Source organism: Pseudophaeobacter leonis (assembly GCF_002087335.1).
Lineage (GTDB): Bacteria > Pseudomonadota > Alphaproteobacteria > Rhodobacterales > Rhodobacteraceae > Pseudophaeobacter > Pseudophaeobacter leonis.
This window is the reverse complement of sequence record NZ_MWVJ01000035.1, coordinates 1-22,761: the sequence shown is the minus strand read 5'-3', so window position 1 is coordinate 22,761 and position 22,761 is coordinate 1. Positions and strand designations below refer to the sequence as shown.

Here is a 22,761-nt window from a genome sequence, read left to right as displayed (position 1 = left end):
CGCGGGGCTGACGCCCCACGGAACAGATAAATCTAGCGGCTCAAGCCACCATGCAGGGTTGGCACGTCCAGACACTGGAAGCCGTAGTGGCGCAGCCAGCGCAGGTCGCTGTCGAAAAACGCACGCAAATCGGGGATGCCGTATTTCAGCATCGCCAGACGGTCGATACCGATGCCAAAGGCAAAGCCCTGATAGATATCAGGATCAATACCACCAGCGGCAATCACCTTGGGGTGCACCATGCCGGAACCGAGGATCTCCATCCAGTCGTCGCCTTCGCCGATCTTCAGCTGGCCATTGTCCCAGCTGCAGCGAATGTCCACTTCGGCGGAGGGCTCGGTAAAGGGAAAGTGTGACGCGCGGAAGCGCAGCTCCACATCGTCCACCTCAAAGAAGCTTTTGACAAACTCCTCAAGCACCCACTTGAGGTTCGCCATGGAAATGTCTTTGTCCAGCGCCAGACCTTCGACCTGGTGGAACATCGGCGTGTGGGTCTGGTCATAATCGGCGCGGTAGACGCCACCGGGGCAGATGACCCGCAGCGGCGCGCCCATTTTTTCCATCGACTGGATCTGCACCGGGCTGGTGTGGGTGCGCAGCACATGTGGCGGGCGCTCGTCACCTGCCGCGCGGTGCATGTAGAACGTGTCCATCTCGGCCCGCGCCGGGTGGTGACCGGGGATGTTCAGGGCGTCAAAGTTGTACCAGTCGGTCTCGATCCGCGCGCCTTCGGCAACAGAGAAACCCAGTTCGGCAAAGATCGCCGTCAGCTCTTCGCTGGCCTGGCTGATGGGGTGCAGGCTGCCCTGACGCGAGGGACGTGTGGGCAGGGTGACATCCAGCCATTCGGTGCGCAGACGCTCGTCCAGCGCCGCGTCGGCCAAACCAGCTTTCTTGGCGGCAAGGGCCGAGTTGATCTCATCCTTCAGCGCATTCAGCGCCGGACCTGCCACCTGGCGCTCTTCGGGCGTCATTTTGCCCAGCTCGCGCATTTTCAGGCTGACCTCGCCCTTTTTGCCTACCGCAGAAAGCCGGATTGCCTCCAGCGCGTTTTCGTCACCGGCATTGGCGATGTCACTAAGATATTTTGCCTTAAGATCGTCCATGACGGTCCCCTGAGTTTGAACTTAAGCTCTGCTACCACAGCGGCGGCTGAAAGCAAGTGTCCGGGGCCTGTGATCCCACGCCCCAAGGCTGCAATGTGGCCTTTCCGGGCGCTTTACCCCTTTTGCACCCCAGTCGGCAGCCCAGTCGGCAACCAAGTGGACAGCCCGGCCCAAAGGACAGGACCCGCTCAGTGACGCTTTAGTCGGGCATTAGTCGGGCGAGAGCACGCGCAACAGTTTGGGGCGAATAACACGCGCCGCCGGGACACAATCGCTGTCGCGCAACATCTGTTTCGTCAGGCGCAGCTGCATGCGGCGCCTCTCGGGGTCGGATGACAGCAGTGCCTCCAGCGCGTTGCGCGCCTGAGCAGTCATGCCCTGATGCAGCTCTGGCGACAAATCCGGCATCAGGCTGGTCAGCGCGAGACGATTTCAGGCGAATACTCCGGCAAGAGATCGGCGACATCCGTCCCGCCCTTCCACGGTGTGGCATCGCCCTCGCGCAACACCATATCGACGCCGGGAAACAGGGTATTGAGACGCGCAACCATTCCCCGGTTTGCCTTGGCCACTGCGCCGCAGGCTGCGCCTGACAGCCCCGGCTTGCGCCCAATCATCTCGACCTTGTTCAACTGCAGAAACCAGCCAATGTAGCGCGCACTGATCGGGTGAAGCTTACCATCGTGATCAGGCAACACGGAACGGCGCAGATGCTGCAGGACGATCATTTGTTCGTCCGAGAGGGTCCGGTTGCGCCCCATCTGCGGCAATGCAATCTCATGCCCCGTGAGGTCTTGCAGAACGCCTGCGAAAGCCTCCGTCACATCGCCTCCAGCTAGGCGTTTGCGATCAAAGGGCCGCACCCGCAATTCCGAAACATACGGAAAGTCACGCCAAGCAGTAAGCAGCCGGTCCAGTGGCCGATTGAAGTGTTGTGGTTGAGGGAAGTGTCGAGCACCCTTTATGTACTGCTGAGCAAAAGACAGATACATGTCTGTTGGTGCGCGCACATAGGCGATCACCTTAATATCAGGGTCTTCAGGAGAAATCTGCCTGAGAATAGGTAGAAACTCCTCGGGAGGCAGGGTCAGAAAATTCTCTGCCGACAGCAAAACCGTCTGATCCTTTTTCAAAGTGGTACGAAGGGTTTCAACGATTTCTTTGCCACGCACGAGCGACTCTTCGAGATTACCCCGGGCTTTCGGACGAACAAGCCGGACCAAATCGACATGATTAAAGCCAGAGCTGCCCGTTTCATAAACCAGCCCCTTCGCCAGCAAGGATGCGCGCGCCTGCTTTAAGCTGCCTTGAATCGAGGTGCTGCCACATTTGGCATCCCCCACATGAAGAATAAATTTAGCCATTTCGCTCACTGTCCAAGGTCTTGCCGCCGAACGGTATCGCGTCATAACGCGCAATAGAGACCAATAAAGCAAGGCCCACCTTTGGCAGGCGGCCCTGTTTCAGTATTTGCTGAGCGCAGAGGCGGAAACCAAACAGGGACAGCTGCCCCTGTGAGGGTCGCAAAAACATCCTCAGAACACTCGTTCAGAAATTTAACTGCAGCTCATGTGGAGACGCGGCCGCCCCAGCTCAGGGCACAGACCTGCAGGGCGCCGATTTTGGCATTGATCACCGCAGCCAGCAGCAGGAGTAAATGCCGTTGTTGATGCGGCTAAAATCCCAAGCCGGAATAGACCGCTGGTCAGGCCCTCAGGTGGGCGGCGAAGGTCAGCATAGAAAAAGGCCGCCCCAGTGGAGCGGCCTTTGAATTTGTCTGAGCCTTAACAGCTAATCAGCTGTCAGATCAGGCTGCTAAATCAGGCAGCGAGAGCGGACTGAGCCTGGCGCACGATCGCACCAAAAGCGTCGGGCTCGTGCACGGCCAGATCGGCCAGAACTTTACGGTCAACTTCAATACCGGCCATGTTCAGACCATTGATGAAGCGGCTGTATGTCAGGGCTTCGTCATGGCTGCGGACGGCGGCGTTGATACGCTGGATCCACAGAGCGCGGAAGTTACGCTTGCGCTGCTTCCGGTCACGGGTTGCGTATTGATTTGCCTTGTCGACGGCCTGACGGGCGACCTTAAAGGTATTCTTACGGCGACCGTAATATCCTTTGGCTGCCTTGATGACCTTCTTGTGACGAGCGTGGGTTACGGTACCACCTTTAACGCGGGACATATCTCTAACTCCTCTTAGCGATCGTAGGGCATATAGCCCTTGACGATTTTTGCGTCGGGAGCGGACAGCTCCGCAGTTCCGCGGGCGTTGCGGATGAATTTCTTGGTGCGTTTGATCATGCCGTGCTGTTTGCCGGCCTGAGCAGCCATGACTTTACCAGTCGCGGTCACCTTAAAGCGCTTCTTAGCGCTCGATTTGGTCTTCATTTTGGGCATTTCCGTCTCCTTTAATGGGGGTTCGGTCTATGCGCGACTCGGCAGGCCACTGCCGGCCGGCCACGCGAACAGGAGGGCCATGTACGAAAGCTATCCGCAAAGGGCAAGGGAATTATCCCAGAATGCGCCCCAAAACCGAAAAAAACACATCCGGGATCTGCTCAAGCCGGTAGCCACCCGGGCGCAACATCATGGCATAGACGACAAGCCCGCCACCAGAGAGCAGCAACAGGGCCGAAAGCCGCGGTGGGCGGCTCTCACTATAGGCAGACAGGATGGAGGGGATGGACAGGCAACCCAGAAAAATCCCCAAGATCAATGCCAGATCACTGTCCATGCCACCACCCCTACCAGCCCCACAGCCCGTCACAGCCCCCCACAGAGAGGCGCTCACATTTCAGGGTCAGAGCCTACTCCGGGTCGTTACTGTAAATCAAACGCTCATCACAGGGGGCCACGCGCAGGATATTGGTGGTGCCGGGCACATTAAAGGGCACCCCGGCCGTAACCACGATCTGGTCGTTCTCGCTGGCAAATCCACCGGCGCGTGCCGCGCGAGCCGCGCCCACGACGGCCCCTTTGAAACGCCCCTGTTCCGGGGTCATCACGCAGTAGCAGCCCCAGCTCAGCGCCAGACGCCGGGCTGTGCGTTGCAGCGGGGTCAGCGCGATGATCGGCACGCCAGGGCGTTCACGCGCGGTCAGCAGGGCGGTGGTGCCGCTGTGGGTAAAGCAGCAGATGGCCTTGATTTCAGTCTTTTCGGCGATTTCACGCGCCGCCGCCACGATGGCATCAGCAACGGTATCACCCTTGGCCGAGCGCGAGGCGGCAATGATCTGGGTATAGGTCGGGTCTGCCTCGACCTCGATGGCGACCCGGTCCATGGTTTGCACCGCCTCAATCGGGTAGCTGCCTGCGGCCGACTCGGCGCTCAGCATGATAGCATCGGTGCCCTCATAGATGGCGGTGGCCACATCCGAGACCTCGGCGCGGGTTGGCATTGGGCTTTCGATCATGCTTTCCAGCATCGGGTCGCCACAATCACCGGCTTGGCAGCGGCGCGGCACTTGCGCACCAGACGTTTCTGGATCGGCGGCACGGCAGCCACGGGCAGCTCGACCCCAAGATCACCGCGGCCCACCATTATCCCGTCGGAGGCGTCCAAAATTTCATCAACCCGTCCAACCGCCGAGGGCTTCTCAATCTTCGACAGCACCGCCGCGGGCCATCTGCCAGCCCCTTGGCCTCAAAGACATCCTTGGCCCGTTGCACAAAGGACAGCGCCAGCCAATCGACGCCCAGCGTGCAGGCAAATTCCAGATCGGCCCGGTCTTTCTCCGACAGAGCCGCCAGCGGCAGCTCAACATCCGGCACATTGACGCCCTTGCGATTAGAGATCGTGCCGCCGATGATCACTTCGCAATCGGCGAAATCTGCCCCACAAGAGGTCACCCTGAGGCGGATCTTGCCATCATTGACCAAAAGATGCGCACCGGGTTCCAGTGCTGCAAAGATCTCGGGGTGTGGCAGGCAGACCCGCGCCAGATCGCCCTCGGCTGTATCAAGATCCATTCGGAAGGCGGCCCCGGGCACCAGCTCCTCAGAACCATTGGCAAACACCCCAACGCGAAGTTTCGGCCCCTGCAAATCCGCCAGAATGCCAATCGAGCGCCCCAGATCCTGTTCGCCCTCGCGAATAATTGCGTGCTTTTCAGCAATTTCGGCCTGGGTGCCGTGGGACATATTCAGACGAAACACATCAGCACCAGCCTCGAACAGAGCGCGAATGCTATCATATGTGTCCGATGCGGGCCCCAGAGTGGCGACAATCTTTACGTTGCGCGAGCGTTTCATCAGGCTTCTCCTCAAGGGTACGGTGTTGGTCACTGCGTAAAACATCAGGCACGACAGGCGCCATGTTAACGCAAACAATATTCAAGGGCGCTTATCGCCCAATTCCCATTCTGCTGCAACTGCCGTAAAGCTATCCTCAACAACAGGCGACAGATCCATGACATATGCACCTTTTTTTATCGAGGGGGCCGAGCGCCCCGGCCGCTGGCTTATCACCTGCGATCATGCCAGCAACCTCGTGCCGCCCTTTGTGGGCGATGGCGACCTTGGCCTGCCTGCCGAGGACATGCAGCGCCATATTGCCTATGACATTGGGGCCTATGCGGTCTCCAGACTGCTGGCAGAACAGCTGAACGCCCCCATGGTCGCGTCGAATTTCTCGCGTCTGGTGATTGACCCCAACCGCGGAGAGGACGACCCGACCCTGGTGATGCAACTCTATGACGGCACCATCACCCCCGCCAACCGCCACGCTGATGCGGCTGCGCGCGAGGCCCGGCTGCAAGGCTGCTACCGCCCCTATCATGCCGCGCTGGCCAGGCTGGCCGCCCGCCCCGGCACCGTGATCATCTCGATGCATTCGTTTACGCCGCAACTGCGTGGTCGCGCGCCGCGCCCCTGGGAGATCGGCATCCTGCACCCCGAGGGCGAGGCGTTTTCACCCCATCTCATCAAGGCCCTGCAGGACACAGGCGATCTTTGTGTTGGTGTCAACCAGCCCTACACCGGCTACCTGCCGGGAGATGCCATCGACACCCACGCCACCAAACCCGGCCGCCCCAATGCGCTGATTGAGTTGCGCAACGATCTGATCTGCGATTCGGCCGGGCAACAGGACTGGGCTGCACGCCTGGCCAAAGTGCTGCCCCGGGCCATGCAGGCCTCAGGGCTATAGAAAACCTCGCCAACTGGCGCCACACTGGCCCCACACTGTCGCCACACTGGCAGAGGGCTCTTGCAGCACATGCCGCCCCGCCCCATTTATATGCCAGGACGAGCACCCAACGCATTTGCAAAGGAGCCCCGATGACCGTTGACATTACACTGGAGACCCTCACCGCATTCTTTGGCTGGATGACCGTTTTGAACATCGGTTTTCTTGCCGTCACATCGCTGCTGCTGATGGCGTTTCGCGACCAGTTTGCCGCACTGCACGCCGCCGTTCTTGGATTGGATGAGGCCGAGGTGAAAAAGGGCTACTTTTCCTATTTGGCCAACTACAAGATCCTGATCTTTATCTCCTCTCTGATGCCCTACCTGGCCTTAAAACTGATGTGAGTGAGGGCGATGAGACTGTGGGCGCAGGCCCGCCGCCTCCCCCGCCCGCCCGAAACACAGCGGTCGCGTTTCATTGTGCAGGCAGGGCAGCCTTGCTAGGTTGGCCGGCAAACACGTCCATGCATAGAGGAGCGCATCAATGGATTCGCAAACCGAGATCGAAGTCCAGGCCGCCGCCTTTCGCCGTCTGCAAAAGCACCTGATGGAAGAGCGCACCGATGTGCAGAACATCGACATGATGAACCTGACGGGGTTTTGTCGCAACTGCCTCAGCCGCTGGTATCAGGAAGCCGCCAATGAACGCGGTATTGAGATGGATAAGGCCGAAGCCCGCGAGGCCTATTACGGCATGAGCATGGACGCCTGGAAAGCCAACTACCAGACAGAGGCCAGCCCGCAAAAGCAGGCTGAATTCGAGGTCGCCTTCAAGGAAAACGTGACCGACAAGAGCTGATAGCAGGTCGGCACTTCAGGCCAGCGTTTTCACCGCGTTCTGCAGCTGGTCCAGCGCCTGTTGCAGAACTGTGCGGCGACAGGCGATATTGACCCGCGCAAAACCGCGCCCCTGCGTCCCAAAGGCGATGCCACGGGTCACGCCCCATCCGGCCTTGAGGCGTAAAAATGCCGTGAGTTCCGCAGGCTCAAGCCCCAGCCCGCGAAAATCCAGCCAGAGCAAGAACGTCCCCTCCGGCCTGATCAGCTCTACCCCGGCCAGACCCGCAAGCCGCTGTTCAACCAGGGCTGCATTGGCCTGAATATAGCCCAGCGCGGCCTCCAGCCAGGGCGCACCACTGCTATAGGCCGCCTCCATCGCAACATTGGCAAAGGCATTGTTCTTGTTCACCGTCAGACGGCTATTGGCCTCAATAAAGGCCTGCCTGCGCCCCTCAGCCGGGATCACCGTAAAGGCGGCGCAGCAGGCCGCGATATTAAAGCTTTTGGCAGGTGACAGGCAGGTGATCGAGTTCTGCGCATGTACAGCTCCCAGCGCGGCAAAGGGCACATGCCTGTGGCCCGCAAAGGCCAGATCGCCGTGGATCTCGTCCGAGATCACCAGAACCCCGTGGCGCAGGCAGATCTCTCCCAGACGCTGCAGCTCTTCCTCTGTCCAGACCCGACCCACGGGGTTGTGTGGATTGCACAAAAGCAACAACCGGGTGCCGGGATCCGCGGCACAGCGCTCCAGATCCTCAAAATCCATTTCATAGCGCCCCTGCCGCAGCACCAGCGGGTTCAGGACGGCTTCGCGGTTGTTTTCTTTCAGGATGTCATAGAAATCAAAAAACACCGGCGGCTGCACGATCACCTTGCCACCAGGGTCAGAGAACAGATTCACCGCCATTGCCAGCGCATTCAGGATATTGGGGGCCCGAAGGACATGAGTACGGTCGATCTGCCAGCCGTGCCGTGTCTGCATCCAGCCGGTAAAGGCCGGGATCAATCCCGGCTGCAACGTCTCATAGCCAAAAACCCCATGATCCAGCCGCGCCTGCAAGCGCCTCACGCACGCAGGGTGGCGCGCGAAAATCCATGTCGGCGACCCCTGCCGGAAACAATTCTGCGCCATCAGCGCCCAGCACCATTGGATGCACCTTCAGCGCGGGAACCTGCCGGCGATCTATAGCCTCGTCAAAATCAAAGGGATCAGCCTGCGTCATCGGCCACCTGCACAACTGCGTCGCCACGTTCAACCGGTCCGGGCACCCGTTTGGCCAGAACCATCCCATTATAGGGCGAAAGCACCGGCACAGGCTCTAGCCAGGGCATATCAAGGCGGTGCAGCAGGCCCACGGCTTCGCCCTCGGTGACGGGGTCGGCGATCTCCTTGCAGGGCTCAAAAACACCGGTGTCATAGGCGTAGACGGATCCTTTGCTGTGCAGCTCGCGCGTGCCCTGCGGCGCATCAGCTGTATAGTCCGGCAACATGCCAATACTGTGTAGCAGCCGTTTCAGTCCCCGCAGCGTCAGCGCCAGAATGGCCGGGTCCACCGCACCACCGCCGCCCAGCTCTGCCATGATCGGGATCACGCCCTTGCGATTGGCGCCTCCCATCAGGGTCCGCGCGGTTGATCCCGGCCCGCCGCCCCCGGTAAAGACCCAGGCGTAGGGCGCATCAAACGCAGCCTGCAGGCGTTTTAGCTCAGCCGCGACCGCAGGTGTGTGGCCCTGACCGCGCAGCAGCGTCGGCGGGTAAAACAAGGAGGATCCGCCAGAGTGCAGATCGACTGAGTAGCCGCAGCGCGGCAACAGCTCTTCTTCGATAAAATGGGCAATCACCTCGGTCGGGGTGCCGCGCGCATTGCCGGGGAACAGACGGTTCATATTGCCATTGTCGATGGGCGAGCACCGCGTCCCGGCAGCCGCCGCCGACGCATTTGCCTGTGGCAACAAGATCAACTGGCCGCGCAGATCTTCTGCCTGCAGCTCACGCACCAGCTGGGCCAGCGCGATCTGCCCCTCGTATTCATCGCCGTGCACCCCCGCTGACATCAGCATCACCGGGCCCTCGCCATTGCGGATAGACACGATGGGAACCCCGATCCAGCCATAGGCGCTGCGGTGCACCGAATGCGGCACTCTCAGATAGCCCTGATGTTTGCCCTCGGCCGCAAGATCGACCTCACAAACCACTGGAATGTTTGACAAAACTGGACTTTCAGACAAAACAAGACCCCGCCGCATATTACGCCGGGGTCCAGTCTAGGGGGCTTGCTGAAATTTGCAATTGCCGTTCAGGCGCGCCTCAGATCGCCGCCTTCAGGCTCTCTTCCAGATAGATCTCGCGCAGGCTTTTGGCGATTGGGCCGGGTGTGCCGTCGCCAAGAGCCACGCCGTCGATCTCAACCACGGGCATCACAAAGGCACTGGCAGAGGTGGTAAAGGCCTCATCCGCCTCTTTGGCCTCGTCAATGGTAAAGAGCCGCTCTTCAACAACCATCTGAGCCTCGGCTGCCATGCGCAAAACGGCCTTGCGGGTGATGCCGTGCAGAATGTCATTGGACAGTGGCCGGGTGACGATCTTGCCGTTCTTGACGTAGTAGGCGTTGTTCGAGGTGCCCTCGGTGACATAGCCATCCTCAATCAGCCAGGCATCGTCTGCCCCGGCCTTTTTGGCCATCATCTTGCCCATCGACGGATAGAGCAGCTGCACGGTTTTGATGTCGCGGCGGCCCCAGCGGATGTCTTCGATCGAGATGATCTTGGCACCCTTTTTGGCGGCAGGGTTGTCGGCCAGGCCGGGCTTGTTCTGGGTGAACAGCACGATTGTCGGCTTGGTGGTTTCGGGATCAGGGAAGACAAAATCACGATCCCCGTCCGAGCCACGGGTGATCTGCAAATAAACCAGCCCCTCGACGATCTCATTGCGGGCAACCAGCTCGCGGTGGATCTCCAGCAACTCGTCCTTGCTGCAGGCCGCAGGCATATCAAGCTCGTTGAGCGAGCGTTCAAGCCGCACGGCGTGGCCTTCAAAATCAATCAGCTTGCCATCCAGAACCGATGTAACCTCATAGACGCCATCCGCCATCAGAAAGCCACGGTCAAAAATCGAGACTGTGGCTTCGGTCTCGGGCAGGTATTCGCCATTCACATAAACGGTACGGGTCATCGTTCTCTCCTCAACCCCAGAGCTCAGCCTTCGGCGGGTGCACCCCGGCGGCGTCAAATTTCAATGGTACTGTGCGGTCTTCGGCTAGCAGCAGCGGCCCGTCAAGGTCTGTTACCAAAACACCCTGCGCCAGCAGGGTCGCAGGCGCCATCGCCAATGACGATCCCACCATGCAGCCAACCATGACATCATAGCCCAGCGCCAGCGCCTCCTGGCGCAGCTTCAGCGCCTCGGTCAGCCCGCCTGTTTTGTCCAGTTTGATGTTGACCACATCGTATTTGCCTTTCAGTTTTGGCAGGCTGGAGCGGTCATGGCAACTCTCATCGGCGCAGACCGGCACCGGGCGGTCCATGCCGATCAGCGCGTCATCCTCACCGGCGGGCAGGGGTTGCTCGACCAGCTCCACCCCAAGGCGCATTAGATGCGGCGCGAGATCTGCATAGACCGCAGCCGACCAGCCCTCATTGGCGTCGATGATGATTTTTGCCTCCGGCGCACCCGCGCGCACCGCCTCTAGACGTGGCATGTCATCCGGCGTGCCCAGTTTGATCTTCAGGAGCGGGCGATGGGCGTTTTCGGCGGCCTGTTTGCGCATCTCTTCGGGGCTGGCCAGCGACAGGGTATAGGCGGTGATTTCCGGGCCCGGCGCAGGCAGTCCGGCCAGCTCCCAGACGCGTTTCCCGGCCTGCTTGGCCTCCAGATCCCACAGGGCGCAGTCGACGGCGTTGCGGGCAGCCCCCGCGGGCAGCAGATCCTGCAGCTCGGCACGGGAGAAATCCGCAGGCAGAGCTTCGATCTCAGCCGTCACACTTTCCAGCGTCTCATTGTAGCGCGCGTAGGGGACGCATTCGCCCCAGCCAGTGACGCCATCCTTTTCAACCCGGACCGTCAGCACCCTGGCTTCGGTTCTTGAGCCACGAGAGATGGTAAAGACCTGCGCCAGTTTAAAAACATCGGGCGTCACGGAGATTTTCATGTCGCATCCTTTCAGGGGATTTAGCGCGCCATGGACGCGGTAGTAGGTTTGCAGGCAAAAAAAAGGGCGCCTGTTTCCAGACGCCCCCTTTAAAATCAGATTGCAGCCAGCGCGTCCACCAGACGCGCCGCACCGTGACGATAGGGGTCAACGGCGGGCAGCCCCATACGCGCTTCAGTCTCGGCGAGATATTTCACCGCTTCGTCCTCGGACAGATGCTGGGTGTTGACCGAAATGCCGACGATTTTGCAATCGGCGTTGGCGCGCTGCGCCAGTGGCAAGGCAACATCCCGCAGCTCTTCCAGCGAGGGCACGCTATAGCCTAGCAAACCGCGCATATGCGAGCGCGTTGGCTCGTGGCACAGAATCAGTGCATCGGCCTGACCGCCATGCACCAGCGCCATGGTGACGCCAGAGTATGAAATGTGGAACAGTGAGCCCTGCCCCTCGATCAGATCCCAGTGGTCATCGTCATTGTCAGGGGTGAGATATTCCACCGAGCCAGCCATAAAGTCGGCAATCACCGCGTCCAGCGGCACGCCATGGCCGGTGATCAGGATACCGGTCTGGCCGGTGGCGCGGAAGGTCGACTTCATGCCGCGCTTTTGCATCTCGGCGTCCATCGCCAGCGCGGTGTACATCTTGCCAACAGAGCAATCAGTGCCAACCGCAAGACAGCGCTTACCGGTGCGGTTTTCGCCATTGGCAATCGGGTAGCCAACAGTGGGCACCCGCACATCATGCAATGTGCCGCCATGGGTCTGCGCCGCCGCAACCAGATCGCCTTCGTCGCGCAGCAGGTTGTGCAGGCCCGAGGCCAGGTCATAGCCCATCTCAAGCGCCTGAATCAGCACTTCTTTCCAGGCGGCAGAGATCACCCCGCCCCGGTTCGCAACCCCAATCACCAGCGTTCTGGCGCCAGCCGCCTTGGCCTCGGCCAGGGTCATCTCGGTCAGACCCAGATCCGCACCGCAGCCCGGCAGACAGATTTGGCCAACTGCGTGATCCGGACGCCAGTCGCGGATACCAATGGCAACCTTGGCAGCCAGCATGTCGGGCGCATCGCCCAGGAACAACAGATATGGTGTCTCGATCATCGTGGGGCCTCCAAAGGAATTTGAGTTCCTCGCGACCATAATTGAGCCCTGCTGCGATGCGGTCCCGTTTTTGCTTTTTCACGGCACGGTATTTCGAAGCATCCCTCATTGATAAACACTTTGTTCGAAGATTCTTCGACCATTACCCCATTCACCGTTGATCCTTGCGCTCATTCGGCTGGGATTGCGCACATATCGCACACCCAATGCTGCAAGTGCAAAGTAGCCCTTGCAAGGCTTCGCGCAATTTCTTACCACTTTGCGAGACAAAATCGTAATTTCCTTACCCGAAGGATTGCCTCCATGAGCTTTCGCATTCAGCCCAGCCCCGTCGCCCGCCCCAACCGTTGCCAGCTGTTTGGCCCTGGCTCCAACACCAAACTGTTCCCCAAAATGGCCGCTTCGGCTGCGGATGTGATCAACCTCGACCTTGAGGATTCGGTGGCGCCAACCGACAAGGACGCCGCCCGCGCCAATGTGATTGAGGCGCTCAATACCGTCGATTGGGGCAACAAATACATGTCGGTGCGCATCAACGGGTTGGACACGCCCTATTGGTACCGCGATGTGGTGGATCTGCTGGAGCAGGCAGGGGATCGCCTGGATCAGATCATGATCCCCAAGGTGGGCTGCGCCGAGGACGTCTATGCTGTTGACGCGCTGGTCACAGCGATTGAGCGCGCCAAGGGCCGCAGCAAGCCGGTGTCCTTTGAGGTGATCATCGAATCGGCTGCTGGCATTGCCCATGTCGAAGCGATTGCCGCCTCTTCTCCACGCATGCAAGCCATGTCGCTGGGCGCCGCTGACTTTGCCGCCTCCATGGGCATGCAGACCACTGGCATTGGTGGCACCCAGGAAAACTACTATATGCTGCGCGAGGGCGAAAAGCATTGGTCCGACCCCTGGCACTGGGCCCAGGCCGCCATTGTCGCCGCCTGCCGCACCCATGGTGTGTTGCCGGTCGATGGCCCCTTTGGTGATTTCTCTGACGACGAGGGCTATATCGCGCAGGCAAAACGCTCGGCCACGCTGGGCATGGTGGGGAAATGGGCGATCCACCCGAAACAGATCGGCCTCGCCAACGAGGTCTTCACCCCCTCTGAGGAGGCCGTTTCCGAGGCGCGCGAAATTCTTGCGGCAATGGAGCAGGCCAAGGCCAATGGCGAAGGCGCCACCGTCTATAAGGGTCGTCTGGTTGATATCGCCTCGATCAAACAGGCCGAGGTTATCGTGGCGCAGTCCGAGCTATCGCAAAAGGCTGAGCCGTTTTGACCTCGGTTTGACCTCTGTCGAAAAACCTTAGAAGATCAAAGGGCGTCCAGTGGGCGCCCTTTTTCGCCTGTTCGTTTTTCGCCTGTTCGTTTTTCGCCTGTCCCTTTTTCGCCTGTCCCTTTTTCACCTGTCCGTTTTACACCGCGAGGTTTGCCATGGCCGATCTGACCCTGTTTCACACTGCAGATGTGCATGTCGCCACCTTTGACACGCTGGCTCCTGTGGCGCAGCTAACCCATGTGGTGCGCCCCGACTGGCTGGCGCGCGCGCAAGGCGGCATAGATGCAGAGCTGCGGCTGGAAATCACCAGTGCCATTCAGGCCGCCACCGGCCCTGTGCTCTGCAGCTGCACCACCATTGGCGAGGCGGCCGAGGAGGCAGGCGCCACCCGTATCGACTGGCCGATGATGCAACGCGCAGCACAGACAGCGGCAGCAGCGGGAGGGCCTGTGCTATTGGTCTATTGTCTGGACAGCACCAAAGAGCCGTCAACCGCGCTGCTGCAACGCGCCTTTGCACAGCTTGGCGCCAGCCCCAATATTCAGGCCCTGCCGCTGAGCGATCTCTGGCCGCTGTTTGAGGCCGGTGACAGGCAGGGGTTCAACGCACAAATCGCGACCCGGGTGCAGGCCCAACTGGATCAGACACCCGACACAAGCTGCGTGGTTCTGGCCCAGGCCTCGATGGCCGGGGCCAAAGATCTGCTGCAGGACCGCACATCGGTGCCCGTTTTCGCGTCGCCCGCCATTGCGGTGGAAACCCTGCTGGCGCCAACCTAGCACCTGCCTAGCTGCGCAGATCCTTGGGCGAGCCCATCACCACATAGGTGGTGATCGCGGCGACAAAGGGCGAAGTGCCCAGAATATCGGTGTGAAAGCGTTTGTAGCTCGGCAGATCGGCGCATTCGACCCGCAACAGGTATTCGATGGTGCCGGTGATATTGTGGCACTCCACCACCTCGACCGCCTCGTCCATCGCACGCTCAAAGGCCTTTTGCGCTTCTTTGGTATGTTCGCCCAGACCAACGCCAATATAGGTGACAAAGCCCGCCCCCATGGCCTCGCGGTTCAGCACGGCGCGGTAGCCGGTAATGACGCCTGCGCGCTCAAGATCCTGCACCCGGCGCAGACAGGCCGAGGGCGACAGCCCCACCCGGTCGGCCAGTTCAAGATTGCTGATGCGCCCGTCGCGCGTCAGCTGCTGCAATATCTGCTGGTTTATGCGGTCATTCTTTGCCATTTGTTGCGCAAAATTGCAGATAACGCTCAAAAACGCAATTTCATTCCCTCAATAGCGCGTCAGTTTCACCGCATGACTTATGAACTCTTCCTCGGGCTTGCGCTCTTCGCCTTTGTCTCGTCGATCACGCCGGGGCCGAACAATCTGATGCTGATGGCCTCGGGGGCCAATTTTGGCTTTCGCCTCACCATTCCGCATATGCTGGGGGTGGCGCTTGGCTTTGTCTTTATGGTGATTCTGGTGGGGGCCGGGCTGGTACAGATCTTTGACGCCGTCCCGCTCAGCTATACGGTGCTAAAGGTCACCTCGGTGCTCTATCTGCTGTATCTCGCCTGGAAGATTGCCAATGCCGGTCCGGCTGAGGCCTCTGGCGCCTCTGGCACCCCAATGACATTTCTGCAGGCGGCAGCCTTTCAATGGGTCAATCCAAAGGCCTGGGCGATGGCGCTGACAGCGATCAGTGCCTACACACCAGACCAGACCCTGGGGGCGATCCTGCTTGTGGCGGCAGTTTTTGGCGCCATCAACCTGCCTTCGGTGGGGTCCTGGACCATTCTGGGCCAGCAAATGGCGCGGTTTTTGACCAATCCCCGCCGCCTGACGCTGTTCAACTGGCTGATGGCGCTGCTGCTGGTTGCCTCGCTATACCCGGTGATCTGGCCGCAATAGCTGCCGCTGTCCTCGGGTGTCCCTACAGCCGGGCAAGCGGGTTTCTGTTGACCCAAGGCACGGCGCACAGTTGCATCTGAACACACAGAAGGCCATATAGCCCTCAAACCGTGCAGGCGAGGCGTGATGACACAGTACCTGGAATTTGAAAAACCACTGGCTGAAATCGAAGGCAAGGCAGAAGAGCTGCGCGCTCTGGCCCGCGCCAACGAAGAGATGGATGTGGCTGATGAGGCCGCAGCGCTTGACATCAAGGCGGTGCAGCTGCTGAAGGATCTGTACAAAGATCTCACCCCCTGGCGCAAATGCCAGGTGGCGCGTCACCCCGAGCGGCCCCATTGCCGCGACTATATTGATGCGCTGTTCACTGAATACACGCCGCTGGCAGGCGATCGCAACTTTGCCGATGACCTCGCCGTCATGGGCGGGCTGGCCCGGTTCAACGACCAGCCGGTGATGGTTATTGGCCACGAAAAAGGGTCAGACACCAAGGCGCGCATCCTGCACAATTTTGGCATGGCGCGCCCCGAAGGCTATCGCAAGGCCGTGCGCCTGATGGAGATGGCCGACCGCTTTGGTCTGCCGGTTATCACTCTGGTTGATACCACTGGCGCCTACCCCGGCAAGGGTGCCGAAGAGCGCGGCCAGTCCGAGGCGATTGCGCGCTCCACCGAGATGAGCCTGAAAATTGGCGTGCCGGTTATTTCGGTGATCATCGGTGAAGGCGGCTCTGGTGGCGCTGTGGCCTTTGCCACTGCCAACCGCGTTGCCATGCTGGAACATGCCGTCTATTCGGTGATCTCCCCTGAGGGCTGTGCCTCGATCCTGTGGAAGGATGCCGAGAAAATGCGCGAGGCCGCTGAGGCTCTGCGTCTCACCGCGCAGAACCTGAAAGAGCTTGCCGTCATTGAGCGGATCATCCCAGAGCCCCTCGGCGGTGCCCACCGCGATGCCAAGGCCGCCATGGCCTCGGTCGGAGCCTCCATTCAGGACATGCTGGACGAGCTCAAGGGCCAGTCCAGCGCCGAGCTGATCAAGGATCGTCGTCAAAAATTCCTCGACATCGGCTCCAAAGGGCTTGCGGCCTGACGCCGACCTGAGAAAGCGCCGACGCTGAACTGGGACTAAATACTGGAACTGAACGTCCCACCTGACAAAAAGACAGCCCGGACCCTTCACAGGAGCCGGGCTTTTTCTGTCAGGCTTTTCTGTCAGACAATGGGCGGCGCAAGCTCTGTCAGACAATGGGCAGCGCAAGCGCTATGCCGCCTGCGGCATCTAGACGACCAACAGCCGCAAACCCTGTGTCACATCCGAACGCACAGCCAGGCGCAGGCCCGGCTCGTCCCCCGCCTTGAGCGCGGCAATGATTAGCCGGTGATTCTGCGGCGGATCGGTGCGCCGCAGCCGCCCGTAAAGCGCACGCATGGTGGGGCCCAGTTGCAGCCAGACGGTTTCGGCCATGGCCAGCATCGCAGGCGCCTGTGCCCGCAGATACAGCGTGCGGTGAAATTCAAGATTGGTGCGGATATAGCCGACAGCGTCGCGCTTCGAGACCATTTCCGCCACGGTATTGTTGATGCTCTGCAGCCGGTCAATCAGCGCCATATGGGCGCGCGGCAGGGCGCGACTGGCCAGCTCCACCTCCAGCAAGGCGCGCAGGGCTGCCAGCTCTTCAATCCGCTCATTGCTCAGCTCGGGCGTTGCCACCCGCCCAGAGGATGACAGCGAGAGCGCGCCTTCGGCCACCAGGCGGCGCAGGGATTCGCGCGCAGGCGTCATTGAAACACCGTATTCACGACCAATGCCGCGCAGCGTCAGCGCCTCGCCCGGCCCGATATCGCCATACATGATTCGGGCCCGGAGCGCCCGGTACACCCGATCATGCGCCGAGACATTGGTATCCAAAGAGGATGAGGAAGTGGTGGGTTTGGCTGTAATGGACATAGGTCTAGCTGTGATCACAAATCAGACGCGGGTCAACCTCAGAATGCGGCCTGTCAGGGTCCGAACCGGTAACGATGCAGCGCCCCGCCTTCCGCCCGCAGCCAGTGCCGCTGGTCGGTACTGTCACCATAGAGCTGGGCAACCACCGCCCAGAAGTCAGCCGAGTGGTTCATCTCAACCAGATGCGCCACCTCATGCGCCGCCACATAGGCAAGCACCTCCGGTGGGGCCAGCATCAGCCGCCAGGAGTACATCAATGTCCCCGCAGACGAGCAGGAGCCCCAGCGCGAGCGGGTATCGCGCAGGCTCAGCTTTTCATATGCCCGCCCGACCTGGGCTGCATAGTGATCTGAGGCGGCCGCCAGTCGGTCGCGTGCCAGCTCCTTTAGGTAGCGCTCCAGCGATCTGGCCGGGCTTTTTCCGCCAACTGCGATCTCGTCTTGCCCCAGCCGCACGCCACGCGCCTGCCCCGGCACCACCAGCCGCAGTCGGCCCTCAACCGTGATTTCCGAGCCGAATCCAACCTCAACCACCTCTGGATGACGGGCAAGATGGTCGCGAATCCAGTCTTCCTTCTCGGCGGCAAATGCCAGCGCTTCGCGGGCGGGCAGCCGCGTCGGCAGGGTCAGCGTCACCCGCCCATCCAGTGCCGAGATCCGCAGACTGATCCGCTTTGCCCGCGCCGAACGACGCAGAACAAGCGGGACCGGCGGGTCTCCGGGTAGGTGATATGCGCTCATGGCAGCGCCCCTTTACGGCAAAGGCTTTGACAGTGCCCCCCTCATATGGCAAGGCAACTGAATCGTCGATATGACTCACCAGTAAATCAAGGGGATCCACATGCCCAACGAAGAATGGGGTGTAAAGCGCGTCTGCCCAACCACAGGCAAGCGCTTTTACGACCTGAACAAAAATCCGATCGTTAGCCCCTACACGGGCGAGGTCGTCGCATTGAACACCGGTAAGAGCCGGATGATCGAAGCCGACGCCGCGGATGCAGCCAGCGCCAAAGCCAAAGAAGACAGTGACGACGACAGCGTTGTTCTGGACGATGACGATGATGTCGATCTGGATCTGGGCGATGATGTGCTGGACGACGATGACGATGACGCGGATACCGTGCCGCTCGACGAAATCGCCGATGTTGCTGCAAACGACGACGATTCCTGATATCTGACAAACCGGTTCCGCCCCTCCCAAGCAGCCATCTGGCTGCCTTGGGATCGCGGCGGGATTTTTGTCAAAAAAACTCAAGACGATGGTGCATTTTCCTCTTGCGGCCCGCTTCATCGTCCCTTAAATCACCCTCACACCGCGAGACGGACTGGCCAGCTGGCCCTGACATCTTGCGGAGTGATTTGGGGCCTTAGCTCAGCTGGGAGAGCGCCTGATTTGCATTCAGGAGGTCAGGAGTTCGATCCTCCTAGGCTCCACCAAATCACCCCCTCAAAAAGACATGGATATATTTCGCGGCCCGTTTTGGTCGTGCTATCGCGTGGTTTGGTCGTGCTATCGCGTGGTGGTCCTGTTTGCCGCTGCTTTCAAAGACAGCACGCAGTGGCTCTTTGACGGAACATTCAGCTGTTGCGCGCCCGCCTTTGTCGCCGCCTGTAGGTCGCCTGTAGGTCTGTGGAAAGATAGGTCTGCGGAAAGATGCGCCAAGGCAGACGCTGCAGAGAGATCCCCGCGCCATCGTCAGAGGCGTGAAGAAGCAAGGCAAACGACCGCTGCGGCACGCGGCCTGTGACGCATACGACCCCTCGCAGCACCTCGCCTGAGGCTGAAACCGGTCCGGCGAGACCATGCTAGACCAGACGCCAGATCAGCGCAGTCCAGCGCAGGCCAGGGGCCGGGGCAGGCCAGGCTCGCGCGTCACAGATCAGAAAGCCAGATCAAGGCCAAATTGCAGCCCATAGCTCTCATAATTGCTCATCCCGATGCCATCGTAGAAGGTCTCCACCTGGAAAACGCCCATATCCCCGAAGGCATAGCTGAGGCCAATCTCGGCCCGGGCGCGCCCGCCCTGCACATCCGAAAGCGTGGAAACCGCGCTGCCGGAATAGCGGCTGGAGCTCCCAATGGCGCTGAGGCCACCCGTCAGCAGCAGCTCTCCATTGCCGCGCCTCATCGCAATGGGCTTTTCAAAGTCCAGCCCCGCCTTGAGCTGCCCCCAGGCAATACCCTGGCTGGGAATGAGGTTCCCCGCGCTGTCGCGATAGGCCTCCTGCTCGTCCGAAGTATAGGTCAGCTGCAGGTTGGGGATCCATGTGGTCTTGCCATACAGCATTGAGCCGGAAACCTTGACCTGCGCCAGCAGTCGTTCGGTGTCCACCCGATCCGTATAGGTCCCAAACGGGGAAACGTCGTTTGCGCTTTGACCGTAGAGCAGGCGCCCCTCGACAAAAACATCGCGGTCGGGGAACTTGGTGACAAAATAGGGACCGATCAGCCAGCCTTTGCCTTTTACATTGGCCACCCCGTCGTCCTGATCCAGGTAGTCAAACTCGAGCATGCCGCCTACAATCAGGTTTTCATTGATGGTGAAATGACTGCCGATGGCTCCAAAAACATAGATGCTGTCGCTGGTTCCCTCTGTGCTCACGGCCCCCTGTAACCGGCTCCAGACCCGCGAGCCAAAATTGGTAGAGATGTCAAAGTTGCCCCGGCCTCTGGTGACGGCCAGATTGGCATGCCCACCTCCCAAACCAGACAAGAACCCTGTCAAATCGGGCTGATTGCTGATCAGTTGCGTGGCACGGGTATTGATAAACTGGCTAATGATGCGGCTGGTTTCGACCGCATCTTCGGTTTGGATCGACAGCATGCCAGAGGCGCCATTGCTATTGCCGGAATCATCATTTGCAACCCCCCCGGCAATCGCAACGCCGATCGTTCCACCCTCTGATGGCCGAATGGTAATCGTGTAGACAGCCCCCGCCCCCGCAAGGGCGACCGCCCTGCCGTTTTCAACCACAACATCCTCAAGACTGAACCCAATCACCGGCTCCGAGAATGTCGCCGTCACATCAAAGTTTTCTCCCGGCGTGACAGAGGTCGCGGAGGTTGTCAGTGTCACGGTTGGGGCCTCGACATCGATATTGGTAAGCGTAAAGGCCAAATCCGCCACTCCCGTGACCCCCGTGACCGAGGCCGTCACAGTATAGCCGCCCCCCGTCTCATTGGCCGTGGCTCTCACCTTGGCAATACCCGCCCGGTTGCTCACGGCAGTCTCCTGCGAAAGCTGCGCCGAGGCGCCGGACTGAGGTGCCGAAAAACGCACGGTCACACCCCGAACAGGGTTGCCCCCGGCATCCACGACCCGCACCGCAAGCGCCTTGTCGAATTCGGTCAGAATCGTCGTCGACTGGCCGTCGCCCCGGCGCCGCTTTAGCCTTGCCGCAGCGCCGATTTTATTGGTCAGCGCATAGGTCACATCCGCCAATCCTGCTGCACTGGCGCTTACAGTATAGCTGCCCAACTCGTCATTGGCTGTTGCCTGCACCCTGGCAACCCCGGCGGCATTGGTCACGGCCGTGGAGGCTGACAGCACCGCTGAGGCACCGGAGGCAGGTGCCACAAATGTCACCGTCACACCAGAGACAGGGTTCCCCCCCGCATCCGCCACCAGCGCCGCCAGTGCGGTATCAAAGGCCGCGACGATCTCTGCCGTCTGACTGTCGCCTCGGCGCACGGCTATATTGGCGGGAGCCCCGGCGCTGTTGGTCAGCGCATAACTCACCTCCACGAGCCCGCTGACACGCGCCGTCACAGTATAGCTGCCGACTGTTGCATTGGCACTGGCTGTGACTTTGGCAATCCCGGCAGCATTGGTCACCGCCGTTGCCGCAGAGAGCTCCGCCGAGGCCCCGGCACCTGGCGCGGCAAAGCTGACCGTCACACCGGGCACAGGATTGCCGGCCGCATCCGTCACCAGCGCCGCAAGCGCGGTATCAAAACTGGTTGAAATCTCCGTCGACTGACTATCGCCAGTGCTCAGCGCAAGGCTTGCCGCAACGCCCGCGCTGTTGGTGAGCGCAAAATTCACATCTGCAAAGCCTGACGCACGTGCGGTCACAGTATAGCTGCCAAGCGTTGCATTGGCCGTGGCCGTCACCGAAGCAATCCCAGCAGCGTTGCTCACGGCAGAAGATGCCGACAGCACCGCCGAGGCACCGGACCCGGGCGCTGCAAAACTGACGGTCACGCCAGACACAGGATAACCGCCTGCATCTGTCACCAGGGCCGTAAGGGCTGCGCCAAACTCAGTGGAAATCGCGGCCGTCTGGCCATCTCCCGTGCTCACCGCGAAGCCGGCGGCTGCGCCAGCACTGTTGGTCAGGCCAAAACTCGCACCCGTCGCCAGTCCAGTAGCACTTGCCGTCACAGTGTAGCTGCCAGCCGTGGCGTTCGCCGTGGCCGTTACCGCAGCTATCCCCGCAGCATCGCTCACGGCGGTAGCGGCAGACAGCACCGCCGAAGCCCCGGCACCCGGGGCGGCAAAGCTGACAGTCCCATTCGCCATAGGATTGCCCGCCGCATCCGTCACCAGTGCTGCCAGTGCTGTGCCAAACCCGTCAGAGACCGTCGCGGACTGACCGTCGCCACTGCTGACGACGATATTCGCCGCCACGCCAACCGTGTTGGTCAGAGCAAAGCTCGCATCCGCGCGGCCCGCAGCACTCGCGGTCACAGTATAGGATCCAACCGTAGTATTGGCCGTGGCCGTCACCGAGGCGATCCCCGACGCATTGCTCACAGCACTAGGGGCAGACAGCACCGCTGAGGCGCCCGCGCCCGGCGCCGAAAAGCTCACCGTCACACCAGAAGCAGGATTGCCGCTCCCATTCGTCACCAGCACTGCAATCGCGGTGCCAAACGCGGTAGAAACCGCCGTCGACTGACCGTCCCCGGTGCTCACCGCAAGACTGCCGGACGACACAGCAGCATTGGTCAGGCCAAAACTCGCATTCGCCAGCCCTGCCGAACTCGCCGTCACTGAATAGCCTCCAGCCGTGGCATTGGCCGTGGCCGTCACCGAGGCGACACCAGAGGCATTTGTCACCGCAGAGGCCGCAGAGAGCACCGCTGAGGCGCCCGCGCCTGGAGCTGCAAAATTCACCGTTATGCCAGAGACAGGGTTGCCTCCCGCATCGGTCACCAGCGCTTCAAGCGCCGCTCCAAAGGCGGTAGAGACCGTGGCCGTCTGTCCGCCACCGCCGCTTACTGCAAGGGTTGCCGCAGCTCCCACGGTATTGGTCAGCGCAAAGGTGTTCGCGGGGCTGCTGCCTCCCACAGCCGTGGCCGTCACGGTATAG

Annotated in this window: 24 protein-coding genes, 1 tRNA gene and 1 pseudogene; 9 read left to right on the top strand and 17 right to left on the bottom strand. The window is 60.7% G+C overall.

The genetic code is table 11. The features are described 5' to 3' along the window. Nucleotides 1-32 precede the first annotated feature (32 nt). From pheS to pyk, 7 genes and pseudogenes are all read right to left on the bottom strand, one after another. A complete protein-coding gene (gene pheS / locus B4968_RS09680) occupies nucleotides 33-1,106 on the bottom strand; it encodes a phenylalanine--tRNA ligase subunit alpha (RefSeq protein ID WP_083098548.1) in 1,074 nt (357 codons plus the stop codon). Nucleotides 1,107-1,316: 210 nt separating this feature from the next. Then, on the bottom strand, nucleotides 1,317-1,514 hold the full coding sequence (locus B4968_RS09675; protein ID WP_083098546.1) for a hypothetical protein: 198 nt from the start codon (nucleotides 1,512-1,514) through the stop codon (nucleotides 1,317-1,319). Between the two features lie 8 nt (nucleotides 1,515-1,522). Continuing rightward, entirely contained in the window at nucleotides 1,523-2,542 is a 1,020-nt protein-coding gene (locus B4968_RS09670; protein WP_139792709.1) for a hypothetical protein, read from the bottom strand. Nucleotides 2,543-2,926: 384 nt separating this feature from the next. Continuing rightward, entirely contained in the window at nucleotides 2,927-3,292 is a 366-nt protein-coding gene (gene rplT / locus B4968_RS09665) for a 50S ribosomal protein L20 (protein ID WP_083098541.1), read from the bottom strand. Between the two features lie 14 nt (nucleotides 3,293-3,306). After that, nucleotides 3,307-3,507 carry a 50S ribosomal protein L35 gene (gene rpmI, locus B4968_RS09660; protein ID WP_083098539.1) on the bottom strand — a complete coding sequence of 67 codons (201 nt, stop codon included), beginning with the start codon at nucleotides 3,505-3,507 and terminating at the stop codon, nucleotides 3,307-3,309. Nucleotides 3,508-3,619: 112 nt separating this feature from the next. Continuing rightward, on the bottom strand, nucleotides 3,620-3,844 hold the full coding sequence (locus B4968_RS09655) for a hypothetical protein (RefSeq protein ID WP_083098537.1): 225 nt from the start codon (nucleotides 3,842-3,844) through the stop codon (nucleotides 3,620-3,622). 73 nt (nucleotides 3,845-3,917) lie between these two features. After that, nucleotides 3,918-5,361: pseudogene (gene pyk / locus B4968_RS09650) on the bottom strand (pyruvate kinase). Between the two features lie 157 nt (nucleotides 5,362-5,518). Between pyk and B4968_RS09645 the strand changes: the two are divergent. The 3 genes from B4968_RS09645 to B4968_RS09635 all read left to right on the top strand — a co-directional run bounded on the left by B4968_RS09645 (nucleotide 5,519) and on the right by B4968_RS09635 (nucleotide 7,093). Next, complete coding sequence (locus B4968_RS09645; RefSeq protein WP_083098535.1) at nucleotides 5,519-6,256, top strand: N-formylglutamate amidohydrolase; 738 nt, start codon at nucleotides 5,519-5,521, stop codon at nucleotides 6,254-6,256. 131 nt (nucleotides 6,257-6,387) lie between these two features. After that, the gene (locus tag B4968_RS09640; protein WP_241525670.1) at nucleotides 6,388-6,639 is read left to right on the top strand and encodes a DUF6868 family protein; all 252 of its coding nucleotides are present in this window, start codon (nucleotides 6,388-6,390) and stop codon (nucleotides 6,637-6,639) included. A gap of 139 nt (nucleotides 6,640-6,778) precedes the next feature. Continuing rightward, the gene (locus B4968_RS09635; RefSeq protein WP_083098533.1) at nucleotides 6,779-7,093 is read left to right on the top strand and encodes a DUF1244 domain-containing protein; all 315 of its coding nucleotides are present in this window, start codon (nucleotides 6,779-6,781) and stop codon (nucleotides 7,091-7,093) included. 15 nt (nucleotides 7,094-7,108) lie between these two features. On the opposite strand, the gene B4968_RS09630 is transcribed toward B4968_RS09635, so the two are convergent. The 6 genes from B4968_RS09630 to dgcN form a co-directional block, all read right to left on the bottom strand. Continuing rightward, nucleotides 7,109-8,134: a MalY/PatB family protein gene (locus B4968_RS09630; protein ID WP_241525669.1), complete on the bottom strand. Its 1,026-nt coding sequence runs from the start codon at nucleotides 8,132-8,134 to the stop codon at nucleotides 7,109-7,111. Further along, the gene (locus tag B4968_RS24350; protein ID WP_241525668.1) at nucleotides 8,097-8,297 is read right to left on the bottom strand and encodes a hypothetical protein; all 201 of its coding nucleotides are present in this window, start codon (nucleotides 8,295-8,297) and stop codon (nucleotides 8,097-8,099) included. Before B4968_RS24350 ends, B4968_RS09630 begins: the two co-directional genes overlap by 38 nt. After that, nucleotides 8,284-9,285, bottom strand: coding sequence for a succinylglutamate desuccinylase/aspartoacylase family protein (locus B4968_RS09625; RefSeq protein ID WP_241525667.1), 1,002 nt, complete (start codon nucleotides 9,283-9,285; stop codon nucleotides 8,284-8,286). The genes B4968_RS24350 and B4968_RS09625 overlap by 14 nt, the downstream gene beginning before the upstream one ends. 97 nt (nucleotides 9,286-9,382) lie before the next feature. Beyond that, the gene (locus B4968_RS09620; RefSeq protein WP_083098531.1) at nucleotides 9,383-10,246 is read right to left on the bottom strand and encodes a D-amino-acid transaminase; all 864 of its coding nucleotides are present in this window, start codon (nucleotides 10,244-10,246) and stop codon (nucleotides 9,383-9,385) included. A 10-nt stretch (nucleotides 10,247-10,256) separates the two neighbouring features. Further along, nucleotides 10,257-11,222 (bottom strand): N-acetyl-D-Glu racemase DgcA, encoded by a 966-nt coding sequence (dgcA, locus tag B4968_RS09615; RefSeq protein ID WP_083098529.1) that lies wholly within the window; start codon nucleotides 11,220-11,222, stop codon nucleotides 10,257-10,259. Between the two features lie 95 nt (nucleotides 11,223-11,317). Then, nucleotides 11,318-12,319, bottom strand: a complete 1,002-nt coding sequence (gene dgcN, locus B4968_RS09610) for an N-acetyltransferase DgcN (RefSeq protein ID WP_083098526.1) — start codon at nucleotides 12,317-12,319, stop codon at nucleotides 11,318-11,320. A gap of 303 nt (nucleotides 12,320-12,622) precedes the next feature. Between dgcN and B4968_RS09605 the strand changes: the two genes are divergently transcribed. Both B4968_RS09605 and B4968_RS09600 read left to right on the top strand, forming a co-directional pair. After that, nucleotides 12,623-13,591 (top strand): L-malyl-CoA/beta-methylmalyl-CoA lyase, encoded by a 969-nt coding sequence (locus tag B4968_RS09605; protein WP_083098524.1) that lies wholly within the window; start codon nucleotides 12,623-12,625, stop codon nucleotides 13,589-13,591. A gap of 155 nt (nucleotides 13,592-13,746) precedes the next feature. Then, nucleotides 13,747-14,370, top strand: coding sequence for an aspartate/glutamate racemase family protein (locus B4968_RS09600; protein WP_083098522.1), 624 nt, complete (start codon nucleotides 13,747-13,749; stop codon nucleotides 14,368-14,370). A 7-nt stretch (nucleotides 14,371-14,377) separates the two neighbouring features. Here B4968_RS09600 and B4968_RS09595 read toward each other — a convergent pair whose 3' ends face one another. Continuing rightward, nucleotides 14,378-14,830, bottom strand: coding sequence for an Lrp/AsnC family transcriptional regulator (locus B4968_RS09595; RefSeq protein ID WP_083098520.1), 453 nt, complete (start codon nucleotides 14,828-14,830; stop codon nucleotides 14,378-14,380). Between the two features lie 72 nt (nucleotides 14,831-14,902). Here B4968_RS09595 and B4968_RS09590 point away from each other — a divergent pair, with 72 nt between their 5' ends. Both B4968_RS09590 and B4968_RS09585 read left to right on the top strand, forming a co-directional pair. Continuing rightward, complete coding sequence (locus tag B4968_RS09590; protein WP_083098576.1) at nucleotides 14,903-15,499, top strand: LysE family translocator; 597 nt, start codon at nucleotides 14,903-14,905, stop codon at nucleotides 15,497-15,499. 126 nt (nucleotides 15,500-15,625) lie between these two features. Next, a complete protein-coding gene (locus B4968_RS09585; protein ID WP_083098518.1) occupies nucleotides 15,626-16,588 on the top strand; it encodes an acetyl-CoA carboxylase carboxyltransferase subunit alpha in 963 nt (320 codons plus the stop codon). A gap of 189 nt (nucleotides 16,589-16,777) precedes the next feature. Here B4968_RS09585 and B4968_RS09580 read toward each other — a convergent pair whose 3' ends face one another. Both B4968_RS09580 and B4968_RS09575 read right to left on the bottom strand, forming a co-directional pair. Then, the gene (locus B4968_RS09580; RefSeq protein WP_083098516.1) at nucleotides 16,778-17,446 is read right to left on the bottom strand and encodes a GntR family transcriptional regulator; all 669 of its coding nucleotides are present in this window, start codon (nucleotides 17,444-17,446) and stop codon (nucleotides 16,778-16,780) included. 53 nt (nucleotides 17,447-17,499) lie between these two features. Next, complete coding sequence (locus tag B4968_RS09575; RefSeq protein WP_083098514.1) at nucleotides 17,500-18,186, bottom strand: M48 family metallopeptidase; 687 nt, start codon at nucleotides 18,184-18,186, stop codon at nucleotides 17,500-17,502. Nucleotides 18,187-18,286: 100 nt separating this feature from the next. Here B4968_RS09575 and B4968_RS09570 point away from each other — a divergent pair, with 100 nt between their 5' ends. Together B4968_RS09570 and B4968_RS09565 are read left to right on the top strand one after the other, a co-directional pair. Beyond that, a complete protein-coding gene (locus B4968_RS09570) occupies nucleotides 18,287-18,616 on the top strand; it encodes a TIGR02300 family protein (protein ID WP_083098512.1) in 330 nt (109 codons plus the stop codon). Nucleotides 18,617-18,806: 190 nt separating this feature from the next. Then, a tRNA-Ala gene (locus tag B4968_RS09565) sits at nucleotides 18,807-18,882 on the top strand. Nucleotides 18,883-19,325: 443 nt separating this feature from the next. Here the strand turns inward: B4968_RS09565 and B4968_RS09560 are convergent. Next, a partial coding sequence (locus tag B4968_RS09560; RefSeq protein ID WP_083098510.1) for a beta strand repeat-containing protein occupies nucleotides 19,326-22,761 on the bottom strand: 3,436 nt, incomplete at its 5' end.